This is a genomic window from Bacteroides thetaiotaomicron VPI-5482, assembly GCF_000011065.1.
Lineage (GTDB): Bacteria > Bacteroidota > Bacteroidia > Bacteroidales > Bacteroidaceae > Bacteroides > Bacteroides thetaiotaomicron.
On record NC_004663.1, the window covers coordinates 393303 to 405197 of the forward strand.

10 protein-coding genes and 1 pseudogene are annotated in these 11895 nt (G+C 45.1%); 4 read left to right on the plus strand and 7 right to left on the minus strand.

What is annotated here, in order from left to right:
- Positions 1–4: 4 nt before the first annotated feature.
- The 7 genes and pseudogenes from BT_RS01605 to BT_RS01630 form a co-directional block, all read right to left on the minus strand.
- Positions 5–2047 (minus strand): putative porin, encoded by a 2043-nt coding sequence (locus tag BT_RS01605; RefSeq protein WP_011107202.1) that lies wholly within the window; start codon positions 2045–2047, stop codon positions 5–7.
- Positions 2048–2167: 120 nt separating this feature from the next.
- Entirely contained in the window at positions 2168–2710 is a 543-nt protein-coding gene (locus tag BT_RS01610; protein ID WP_008760622.1) for a 2-oxoacid:acceptor oxidoreductase family protein, read from the minus strand.
- A gap of 19 nt (positions 2711–2729) precedes the next feature.
- Positions 2730–3494 carry a thiamine pyrophosphate-dependent enzyme gene (locus BT_RS01615; RefSeq protein WP_008760623.1) on the minus strand — a complete coding sequence of 255 codons (765 nt, stop codon included), beginning with the start codon at positions 3492–3494 and terminating at the stop codon, positions 2730–2732.
- A 12-nt stretch (positions 3495–3506) separates the two neighbouring features.
- Positions 3507–3683 (minus strand): hypothetical protein, encoded by a 177-nt coding sequence (locus BT_RS24310; protein WP_008760624.1) that lies wholly within the window; start codon positions 3681–3683, stop codon positions 3507–3509.
- Between the two features lie 10 nt (positions 3684–3693).
- Positions 3694–4777: pseudogene (locus BT_RS01620) on the minus strand (3-methyl-2-oxobutanoate dehydrogenase subunit VorB).
- A 12-nt stretch (positions 4778–4789) separates the two neighbouring features.
- A complete protein-coding gene (locus BT_RS01625) occupies positions 4790–5017 on the minus strand; it encodes a 4Fe-4S dicluster domain-containing protein (protein WP_008760626.1) in 228 nt (75 codons plus the stop codon).
- Positions 5018–5051: 34 nt separating this feature from the next.
- The gene (locus BT_RS01630) at positions 5052–5333 is read right to left on the minus strand and encodes a tetratricopeptide repeat protein (protein WP_008766138.1); all 282 of its coding nucleotides are present in this window, start codon (positions 5331–5333) and stop codon (positions 5052–5054) included.
- Positions 5334–5625: 292 nt separating this feature from the next.
- Here BT_RS01630 and BT_RS01635 point away from each other — a divergent pair, with 292 nt between their 5' ends.
- The 4 genes from BT_RS01635 to BT_RS01650 all read left to right on the plus strand — a co-directional run bounded on the left by BT_RS01635 (position 5626) and on the right by BT_RS01650 (position 11791).
- Entirely contained in the window at positions 5626–7179 is a 1554-nt protein-coding gene (locus tag BT_RS01635; protein WP_008766137.1) for an AAA family ATPase, read from the plus strand.
- Entirely contained in the window at positions 7169–8611 is a 1443-nt protein-coding gene (locus tag BT_RS01640; protein ID WP_008766136.1) for a hypothetical protein, read from the plus strand. Before BT_RS01635 ends, BT_RS01640 begins: the two co-directional genes overlap by 11 nt.
- A 77-nt stretch (positions 8612–8688) precedes the next feature.
- The gene (locus BT_RS01645; protein ID WP_008760630.1) at positions 8689–9171 is read left to right on the plus strand and encodes a DUF456 domain-containing protein; all 483 of its coding nucleotides are present in this window, start codon (positions 8689–8691) and stop codon (positions 9169–9171) included.
- 769 nt (positions 9172–9940) lie between these two features.
- Positions 9941–11791: a right-handed parallel beta-helix repeat-containing protein gene (locus BT_RS01650; RefSeq protein WP_011107206.1), complete on the plus strand. Its 1851-nt coding sequence runs from the start codon at positions 9941–9943 to the stop codon at positions 11789–11791.
- Positions 11792–11895: the final 104 nt, after the last annotated feature.

Consider the following 11895-nt stretch of genomic DNA (forward strand, 5'->3'; position numbering starts at 1 on the left):
TTTGTTAATCATAGAAGTTCCATGAAAGTCCGAATTTCAGCACACGTGGGTTAATGGGGTAATGAGGTGCCAGGAAGTAGTTAGGTTTGCTCATTCCCTGATTGACGTGATACATCATCACATAGAAACGGGTACGTTTCAAATGTAAGTTAGCATAAACATTCACTATCGGATAACCGCCTATCTCTACTTTACCTTCTTCCGGTTGCAGGTAGAACTGCTGTGTAGCAGGCATATAGGCCGGAGCATCATATTTAGTGAAGTAACGTACATCAGCACCTAATTGTACACTCAATACTTTTTTCGCCAGCTTGAACTGCATATAGAAGTTATGATACAGCGAAAGTTCCGGTAATGGAAGTACAGCCTGATCACTGGATTTCTGCCAGATTACTTCATTGTCCAGATGGAAGATTCCCACTTTGAAATCCTGATTGAAGCAAGCTGATACTACCTGCAAGCTACCACCTTTTTGTTCCGGTAATGCCTGCTGGTTGAAGTAAGTATAGTTCTTTATGTTTTCAACGCCGGCTCTTAAGCGGGTCCCCCAATTGGCTATGCTCAGCTCGCCTTCGATACGGGTGCGGAATTCCTTATCCATATCATCATCCCACCAAAAATGTTTGGAGTGGTAATGACGCATGTAGAATGGCGCAAGTTTATTACTGATTTCTCCGCGTGCAATCACACTGACGGTATCTTTCCATAAAGGGATATTTAAGTCGATATCTCCTTTGACATCAAACTGTCCGATAGCCTTTCCTGCCATTCCCACTTCACCGATTGCGTGATAATGAAGAAAGTTTCCCTGTTTTTTAGTCAGTTCGCCACCGATATAGATTTCTGTCTCATTGTATTTATCCTGCTTTAGCGGGTCTAGGCTCATTAATGAATATTTGCTCAGCTTATGTGAGGCAAAGGCTGTCAACCCGGCTTTTGCATATTTGTTGAAGCCTTCGAGCAAAGCAATACCTATGGTATTCTTGACTCCGATATAGACAGTACTGTCTCTGACGAATGTATTCTCTTTATCAAGGAGAGTTTGCTTATAATAGTTTTCTACATTATCATCCGAACGGAAATTATGGCGCGAACGTTCTACCTGAATGGTATGTATAAAGCTGGTGACCGGAACAAATTCCTGTTTGGCAGGCATCGTATCATTTTCTGCCTGTGGAATATCCCGGTGGAATCCCAGATTATAGCGTTGTGTCAGAAAGACATAGAAGTCATGGTTACGGTTGGCACTGGCATTGAGTACGGTAGGGATATTGACAGATTCATATTCTTTTCTTCCTTCTGCCATTTCTTCCGGTGCGGTAATGTAGCGGTCGTCAGTGATACCACCGTTCTCATTCGTTTTCAGATAGTTGTTGCTATAGATTCCCTGCACCTGATAGCGGTCGCCAATGTAACTACCGAAAAGCGCGGCATTAAAATAAGAAGTGTTTTGATTATTATAGTAGCCTCGGCCATACAGATAATCAATATTAAAGCCGAAAGCCAACTTCTTGTTTACATTGACTGAAAAATAAGATTTGAAACGTTCTTCTCCATTTTGCTTATTTCCGGCCTTGTGATAGGTCAGGTTAGTATAAGGAACATTACTATTCGTAAAGTTAAATTCCGTCGGGCGAATGAAAAAGCTGGAGAAAGACTCCATAAAGATGGTTGGTTCCGGATAACGGCGCTCAAAGAAGATACGCGACAGACGCGGTGAACCTAAATTGGCCAGATAATTATAATGTCCGGTGATTCCTTCTGTAAGATTCGTATTCTGAAAGTGATGGTAAGTTGTATCTGCCGGAATCATTGTCCGGTCGCCTAATTGGTTCTTGATACGCCACATATATAGTGTAGGCGGCAGTCCCTGTACTTCAACATTGGCACTATCCAGTTTGTCCGGAATCATGGCAGGGTCTACCTGATTACCATATTGGTCGCGTCCGTTCTCGTCGATTTGCTGGCGGGCAGGGTTGAGCTGTGCATGGATAGCACTCAGTCCTACAACGGAGAATAATATATATAATAGTAAGATTCGTCTCATAATTGGAGGCAAAGATACTTACTTAAATTGAGAATTGAGAATTGAGAATTGAAAATTATGTTGCATCGCGCTATTATCTAGCAAATAATTCTCAATTCTCAATTTTAAACTCTTAATTTATTAAACTTCGTGGATTAATTCCATTCCTTTTTTGATCGCTTCCTCGTTCATAGGAATCAAGTGGTGATGGCGTTCCGGAAGAGTTTTCTTCAATCCTTTGATGACGTTTTCCAGAGTTACGATAGGACGGAGTTGCAGTAAACCGCCAAGTACGATCATATTGAAGGCTTTCGCATTATTCATTTCGTTGGCAGCATCCATTGCGTCGATGCGATATACTTTGATATCCTTGCGGGTAGGAGGGTTGATAATCCCATATCCGTCATAGATCAGGATACCGCCCGGCTTTACTCTGCTTTCAAACTTTTCCAGTGAAGGCTGGTTCAGTATGATCGCCGTATCATATTTACTCAGGATCGGTGAAGAGATTTTGTCATCGCTGACAATCACTGTCACATTGGCTGTTCCGCCTCGTTGTTCAGGACCGTATGCCGGCATCCAGCTCACTTCTTTTCCTTCCATCAGTCCGGAATAAGCCAGAATCTTACCCATGGACAATACGCCTTGTCCACCGAATCCAGCAATAATTATTTCTTCTTTCATTGTTCTGTTGACTTTTGCGTTATTCTTTATCTTTTAAATCACCCAGCGGATAGAATGGGAACATATGTTCTTCCATCCATTTATTTGATTTTTCCGGAGTCATCTTCCAGCCGGAGCTACAAGTTGATACGATTTCTACCAGATTGGAACCTTTGCCGTTCATCGAATTTTCGAATGCCTTGCGTATTGCTTTCTTGGCTTTGCGGATGGCGGGCACTGATTGTACCGACTGACGCGTAACATAAGCAGTTCCTTCCAGTTGGGCGGCAATCTCGGTAATCTTCAATGGATAGCCGTGTAGTTCGACATCACGTCCGTAAGGACAAGTAGAACTCTTCATGCCTACCAGAGTCGTCGGAGCCATTTGTCCGCCGGTCATACCGTAGATAGCGTTATTGATAAAGATAATGGTAATGTTTTCGCCACGGTTCAGTGCGTGGATTGTTTCGGCGGTACCGATACAGGCCAGGTCACCGTCACCCTGATAAGTGAAAACGAGACGGTCGGGCCATAAGCGTTTGATAGCCGTAGCTACTGCAGGTGCACGTCCGTGAGCGGCTTCCTGCCAGTCTATATCCAGATAGTTGTAGGCGAAAACTGCGCATCCTACCGGAGAGACTCCCACCGTTTTTTCTTCCATGCCCATTTCCTCAATGACTTCGGCAACGAGCTTGTGTACCACGCCGTGACTGCAACCCGGGCAGTAGTGCATGGCATTATCATTCATCAGAGTCGGTTTTTTATAAACCAGATTCTCAGGTTTGATTATTTCTTCTTTAGTCATAACTTCTTCTCCTTATCTGTTGGTGAACCGTATAAAAAACTCCATCAGCTTGACAAAGATTGCCGCGCCGCATACGTAGATAAACATTTTAAAATCTTCCTTTCCTACTACAAAGTAGACAATGATAGCGGCAAGTGCCAATATCATGAAAAGGATGTTCAATACGTTTCTTATTTTATCGGGATTCATCGTCGTTTCGTTATTTGATTATTTTTTCTTCCAGAGCAGTTACAATTTCATCCGGATCGGGAACAATACCGCCGAGACGTCCGAAATGTTCTACTTTTACTTTACCATTGACAGCCAGGCGGACATCTTCGATCATCTGTCCGGCATTCAATTCTGTAACGAGCATACCTTTCACTTTGTCAGCGTAAGCGGCAATGGCTTTGCTCGGGAACGGCCACAAAGTGATGGGGCGAAGAATACCTACTTTGATTCCTTTTTCGCGGGCGAGTTCCATTGCTTTCTGACCGATACGTGCCATGGAACCGAAAGCTACGATCAGATATTCTGCATCTTCGCAGTTGATTTCTTCGAAGCGTACTTCGTTTTCCTCAATCTGTTTGTATTTAGCCTGGAAACGGATGTTGTTGATTTCCATTGCTTCCGGCTTCAGTTCGAGTGAAGTAATAATATTCGGTTTACGACCTTTCGCTTTTCCGGTAGCAGCCCACGGACATTGTTCGATAACTTCTGCATCGGTGCGGCGTGGCTTCTGTGCAGGAAGAACTACTTTTTCCATCATCTGTCCGATTACACCGTCGGCAAGGATAATAGCCGGATTACGGTATTTGAAAGCAAGTTCGAATCCGAGTGCAACGAAATCCGCCATTTCCTGTACGGATGCCGGAGCAAGGGCAATCAGTCTGTAGTCACCGTGACCGCCTCCTTTCACTGTCTGGAAGTAGTCCGCCTGACTCGGCTGGATGGTTCCCAATCCGGGACCGCCGCGCATTACGTTTACAATCAGACAAGGAAGTTCGGCACCTGCGATGTAGGAGATACCTTCCTGTTTCAGACTCACGCCGGGACTTGAGGAAGAGGTCAATACCATCTTTCCACTACCTGCGCCTCCATATACCATATTGATAGCTGCCACTTCACTTTCTGCCTGGAAGAACTACCATGCCGGTTGTTTCCCACGGTTTCAGTTCGGCAAGCGTTTCCAGTACTTCCGATTGGGGAGTAATAGGATATCCGAAGTATCCGTCCGCACCGCAACGGATAGCTGCGTGGGCGATGGCTTCGTTTCCTTTCATTAATACAACTTCTTCTGCCATATTCTTTTTCTTTTATTCTACTTTTACTTTATACACTGAGATACATCCGTCGGGACAAACCATTGCACACGAGCTGCATCCGTTGCAGGTATCTTCTTTTACTTGCCAGGCATAGTTATAGCCTTTCATATTCACCTCTTTGTTGAGGGCGATTACATCGAGCGGACACGCTACTACACATAGGTTGCATCCTTTGCAACGCTCCGTGTCGACTACGATTGCTCCTTTAATTTTTGCCATAATCTCTATTTTATTACGTTATCTTTGAATTCGGTTATTGATTATACATATCTTTGTGGTAGAAATTCAGGATATCTATCGCCATTGTTCTGGCTTGAACAGCGGGGCTGTCGGGATTAAGATCGATAGCATACTGGTAGTTATCCAGCGCCTGCTTCCAATCTCCTTTTTTTCGGTAGGCATTTCCCCGTAAATAGTAGAGCATATCTTTATCTTTCTCGACAGAATCGTCTTGGAGAAGTTGGTCCAGTTGCTTGATTGCTATGTCCACATCCCCTTGATTGATAAGCTCTTTTAGGTTGTCTATTTGCTCCATTTTCTTTCGTCTTTCGGGATTCTGAATCGCAAAGATAGTTTTTATTTATGTAAATGGGGGAAAATGAGAAAGGAAATTTACCTCCTTTTGTTTTTATTGCATATTGGGTGAATAAATAATCAATATTAAATATGCCTTAAGATAATTCTTGAGTATAAAAGACAGAATTAGAGAAGATGTATTTATGTTAATGACAGGTAAAACCGTATATTTGTAAGCCGTTTATCTGCAAACAATGCATAGGCGGTAAGGTGAATAACATCTTTATTTATGTGCAGAATCAAAGAATAATATGGAAATAAAAGAACGTATACAGTTGCTGCTGTCCGAAATGAACAGGGGGGTATATGAGAAAGAGGCTGAAATCGGTTTGTCTTTGCTGGCTGCTTTGGCGGGCGAAAGTATTTTGTTGCTGGGACCTCCTGGGGTGGCAAAGTCGATGGTGGCCCGTCGGTTGAAGAGAGCTTTTGTAGATGCAAGGGCATTTGAATACCTGATGTCTCGTTTCTCCACACCTGATGAGATCTTTGGTCCGGTGAGCATCAGCCGTCTGAAGGAATCGGATAAATACGAGCGTGCTGTGGACGGGTATCTGCCTACAGCGGATGTCGTGTTTCTGGATGAAATATGGAAAGCCGGTCCGGCTATTCAGAATACGTTGCTGACGGTCATCAATGAAAAGCTGTTTCGGAATGGAGATACGGAACTGAAACTTCCGTTGAAGCTGCTGGTGGCTGCCAGTAATGAACTGCCTACGCAGGGCGAAGGACTGGAAGCCTTGTGGGACCGTTTCTTGATTCGCATTATCAGCACTTGCGTGAAACAGGAGGAAGCGTTCTATCAAATGTTGCTGGACGATGATGACGAAGAAGAACAGGAAGCATGTCGGTGGCAGATTTCGGATGAGGAATATGCTGGATGGCAGAAAGAGATACGGCAGATCAAGGTATCTGCCGAAGTCCTGTCCTGCATCACAGAAATCCGTAAGAACCTGGAGAAAGTCGAGATTCAAGGCTCGGAAGTACATCGGAATGTCTATGTGAGTGACCGTCGCTGGAAGAATATCGTGAAGCTGCTGAAAGCTTCTGCTTTCATTCATGGTCGGAAGGAAGTCTGTCTGACAGATTTATTACCTGTTTACCACTGCTTGTGGAATGAACCGGAAGAGTGTGCGGATATCCGGCAGATCGTTGTCCGTGCGCTGTTTGTTCCTTATGTGAAGGAGATAGCCGCTATCAACTTATCATTAAAGTCGGACCTGAAAGTGAGCCGCGTGCGTGAAGCATTGGAGAAAGCCCGTCAGAAAGGTGACCGCAGAGACGATGATTTGATGATCATCGATCATTTCTACTATCAGATAGAGAATCATGGTACGGGAAATACCTACATATTTATTGTGGATTATAAGAATCTGAAAGAATACAGTCCGAAGGATGTTCCTGCAACAGGAGTCATGTATGCCGATCCGCTGAATCCGAAGCGAACGATTATACGTACTTTTTCGGATGCCACCAAAATGAAGGAACAAGGTGCCGAAAGGGTGACACTTTACAGGGATGAGAAGAATCTTTATATCAATGGTGTCCGCTTTCCGATGCGTCGGCTGAAGAGGGGAGAGCAACAGCAGTTGTGGCTGGGCAATATGACTCTCACCGACCGGGATTATGAGACGGAGTTGGAGACAGCCCATGGCCGGATTGAGAAATTAGTAAAAGACTTGTCTGAGAATATTTTTATTTCCGAAGAAGATAAAAAAGGGGTGGCACAATATGTGGCGACCCTTCGTAAAGAGATTGCATGGGCACGTGTGGATGTCCGTAAACTGAGATACGGCGATGAGTCTTAGATATGATGCTGCATTTTATGTGCAGGTGCTGGATAAGTATGTAGCGACCGGAGAGTGTGCGGAGGCGGATAACGAACCGCTGTACGCTTACCTGCTTTCCGTCATGAACGATCCGATGATAAAGATACAAGTCCTGAGTGATGAACTTTGTGCCCGAATCTTTTACGATGCAATGAGCCAGTTTATCCGTCTGAATCTGGAAAAGCAAAAGTACAATATGCAGAAAAGCCAGTCGGAACAGCAAGGAATGGAACTTGTGCTGGAATGGTCCGAGACCAAGCGGAAAGACGGGTGGCAGGCTTTACTACAGGAGGTTGCCGACAAACATGAAGGTAATGGTTTCGACAAGGCATTTTATCAGGGGCAGTTCGGCAATGAAGGGAAATATGCGGATGAGGAAGTCTGGGAGAGGATGGTGGACGACTGGAAAGAGGCTTTCCAACGGGATTTGCAGGAGCAAAAGGAAAAGGAGATAGAACAGCGCAAAGATGATTTCGAACGCAGACTTCATGCCAATCTCAGGAATATCCCCGGATATATCCGGCAAAATAACATAGAGAAAGACGAGTTCTATCAGGCTTGGGGCTTGATGAGCGGTATGTGGAATACGGTGGATTTTGAGCGGATACGCAAAATCGTCCGCATTCAGAAAGAATATCCGGAAGTGGTCAAGGTTGCCAATAAGATGGGGCGTATGGCTGACGATGAAGGACAGGAGCAGCTACATGTCGCGCAGGGGAATGTATATAAGATGGAGCATTCTTCTAAAAGTGACATTTTGGGTATCACAGTAGGGAATGACCTGAACGCATTGCTTCCTACAGAACTGGCGCATTGTGCCGATGATGAGCTGGAAGACTTGTTTGTCTATAAATATGTTACCCGAAAACTTCAGACCTTCCGCTATAAATCCGAGATCATGCAACCGGCACGGCGACTGGAAATAAAGCCTGCTACGCAGAAAGGACCGATGATAGTCTGTCTGGACACTTCCGGAAGTATGGTCGGGAAACCGGAAAAGATTGCATATTCGCTGCTGATTAAAATATTGGAAATAGCTGACAGGCAACGTCGGGACTGTTTCCTTATTGCCTTTTCTGTATCCATCAATCCGATTGATGTGCGGAGAGAGAGGGCGCGGCTGCTTGAATTTTTCTCCACCACCTCTTGTGGAGATACGGATGCTACCCGAATGCTGCAAGCTATCTTCCGGTTGCTTCAGTCAAAAAAGGAGTATATGAATGCGGATGTGTTATGGATCAGTGATTTTAAGATACCTTTATCCGTGCCGGAACTGACTGACAAGATGCTGGAATATAGAAAAGTGGATACGCATTTCTACGGTCTGCAACTTGGGATTGCGGAGAATGAATGGAGTCCTTTCTTCGACCGTATTTATAGAATTGATTATACTCCTTCCCGACGTTACTGATTGTTTTTTGGAGGATTCGGTTTATTTGCTTAAATTGCCACCGGATATAAAGTACATCTTTCAAATGCAATAAAACGATGTTAGATATTATTCTGATTATACTAGGTGTGTTATGCCTCATTACCGGACTGATGGGATGTATTCTTCCCTTTCTACCCGGTCCTCCCGTTGCTTATTTGGGATTGGTCCTTCTTCATTTTACGGATAAGGTTCAATACACTACCACACAACTTATTGTATGGCTGCTGATTGTTCTTGTCGTGCAAGTCTTGGACTACTTCACCCCTATGCTTGGCAGCAAGTATAGCGGTGGTAGCAGATGGGGCAATTGGGGATGTATCATCGGGACCCTTATCGGCCTTCTTTTCCTGCCTTGGGGAGTGATTTTCGGTCCGTTCTTGGGAGCAGTTATTGGCGAATTGCTAGGGAATAAAGAGTTTTCTCAAGCACTTAGATCGGGGGTAGGATCATTGATTGGATTTCTACTGGGAACATTCCTGAAATTTGTAGTTTGTGGCTATTTCTGTTATCAGTTTATAGTCGGGTTTATTCGATCATAGAATTCGTTTTGTACGGATTTGAATTATAAGTTTTTGCTTCTTTTCGGAACAAAAAGGGGCAAAACTCGACCTCGCCAACAAAGAAACGACATTCCGTATTCAGTCCTTTCAGCCTTGTCCGCAAATGCCCAGTCAGAAGGGGATAGCGGCTGAAGGGGGCATTTTATACCCTGTCTTTAGGAGCTTCTGAACGGTGCAAGTGGCTTCAGTCCCTTCAGCCTGAAAAATAATCCATTCGAACGTCGGTAGTTACTGACTTAATAGAGCCTGTGTTTATCTCAAACAAAGGTTCTGTTTGGAATAAACACAGGCTCTGTTTGAGGCAAACAGACCTTCTGTTTTTTATCTGAACTATTGGTTAGTTTATTGATTTGAAGTAAGCCGGTATCCCACCAATCTTACCCTCGGTGTTGAGTACCCTTCGCCTCGGTACTGAGTGACGTTTAGCGCCGAGCTTATAAAATTCACCTCGCATGCGGAGTAGCTACAACTTGCATGCAAAGAGCTATAACCAATTAACTATGGATTTATTATTGAGGATGAAAGGACTGAAGCCACTTGCACCGTTTAGAAGCTCCTAAAGACAGGGTACAAAATAGTGCCTTCAGCCGCTATCCCCTTCTATCAAGTCGTTTGCGAGTAAAACTGAATAGTCTGAATACTGAAAGTACTCCAATTGTAGCAATGGCATTTTTATTATTTTCATCCTATTCGAGTACTAAATTGATGTATGCCCGTCCTAACTATAATAGCACATTGAGTTTGTACCATGAAAAAGACAATCGTTGTTCTTCTTTTTATGGCTTCTTTAGGTTTATTTTCCGTTCTCGTCGCAGGCGAGGTTTATGTTTCTCCGCATGGGAGTGACAGGAATGCAGGTACCAAAGAAGCTCCTTATCTTACCTTGAATCGCGCCATCAAGCAGGCTCGTGAATGGAGAAGGCTGAATCGTCCCGAGGCGGCCGGAGGAATTTGTATCTGTTTGGAAGACGGGGTTTATGCACAGTCCGCTCCTTTGTTTATCCGACCGGAGGATAGCGGCACGCCCGATTCTCCGACACTCATCCGTGCGGTGGAGAATGCGCATCCTGTCATCAGTGGCGGAGTGGCAGTGACCGGATGGAAAAAGGGATGTGATGATCCTCGGATTGCAAAGGAATTAAGATCAAAAATATGGGTGGCAAAGGCGCCATCCTTTGGAAATAGAATCGTAGAAACCCGCCAGATGTTGGTAGACGGCAACAAGGCCCAGCGAGCGGCACAGTTTCCTGATGGAGTGATGGAACGGATGATTGATTTCAATCCGGAAGAACAGACGATAATAATCCCTGCTTCTCAGATCGGAAACCTCCTCAATGCCCGTCGACTGGAAATGATAGTTCATCAACGTTGGGCGATTGCCATTCTGCGTGTGAAGAGTATAGACGTTAGGGGAGAACAGGCCGTCATTCGCTTTCACGAACCGGAGAGTCATCTGGAGTTTGCCCATCCGTGGCCTCAGCCCGTCATCGGGGGAGAGAAAGGCAACTCTTCCTTTTGCCTGACGAATGCTCTGGAACTGCTGGACCAACCCGGAGAGTGGTTGCAGGAATATCCGTCGGGGACAATCTACTATTATCCCCGCTCGGAAGAAGATATGGAGACTGCCGAAGTGATCGTTCCTGCTCTGGAAACATTGATGATTGTAGACGGCACATTGGAACGCCCGGTGCGGCATATTCGAGTGGAAGGAATCACCTTTGCCCATACTTCATGGATGCGTCCTTCCTATCAGGGACATGTCACTTTGCAAGGAGGTTTTCCTCTGCTGGATGCTTATAAACTGCATGAACCGGGACTTCCGGAGAAAGCGGAACTGGAGAACCAGGCGTGGATTGCACGCCCCGAAACGGCAATACGTGTACGGGGTACTGAGCATCTTACGTTCAGTCGCTGCAGGTTCCGGCATCTGGCATCTACCGGACTGGATTATGAATGGGCTGTTTCATCTTCCGGCATAGAGAATTGTGTCTTTTCGGATATCGGTGGTACAGGCATACTGATCGGTGCATTCCCCGACGGAGGTTTTGAGACGCATGTGCCTTTCATCCCTCCGGAAGAACGTAACCTATGCACGGACATTACCATTAAAAATAATCTGATCACTGATGTGACCAATGAAGACTGGGGGTGCGTGGGGATCGGTGCGGGATACGTCAGCGGTATCGCCATTTCCCATAATGAAGTCTGTCACTTGAATTATTCGGGTATTTGTGTCGGCTGGGGGTGGACATCGCTGGAAAGCGGAATGAAAAACAACCGGATAGAAGCCAACTACGTACATCACTTTGCCCGTCGTCTGTATGATGCCGGAGGACTTTATACGCTTTCCAACCAACCGGGCTCCGTGATGCGGAATAATCGGATCGAACATCTCGAAGAAGCACCTTACGCCACCAATGACAGGGCCTTTTATATTTATTTGGATGAAGCTACGGACGGATATACGATTGAAAACAACTGGTGTCCGACTGAACGTTTCGACTCGAATCGTCCCGGCAATCGGAATGTATGGAAAAATAACGGACCACAAGTGACAGAAAGCATTAAGAATAAGGCCGGAAGGATAAAACCGGAGTAAGTACAGTCCGACACTGAGCCTATCGCAGTGTCGGGCTGTGCAAAAAGTGGGGCCATAGAGACTTGTGAAGTCTGCATGAGTATAGATAAATAAAGATAAAACTA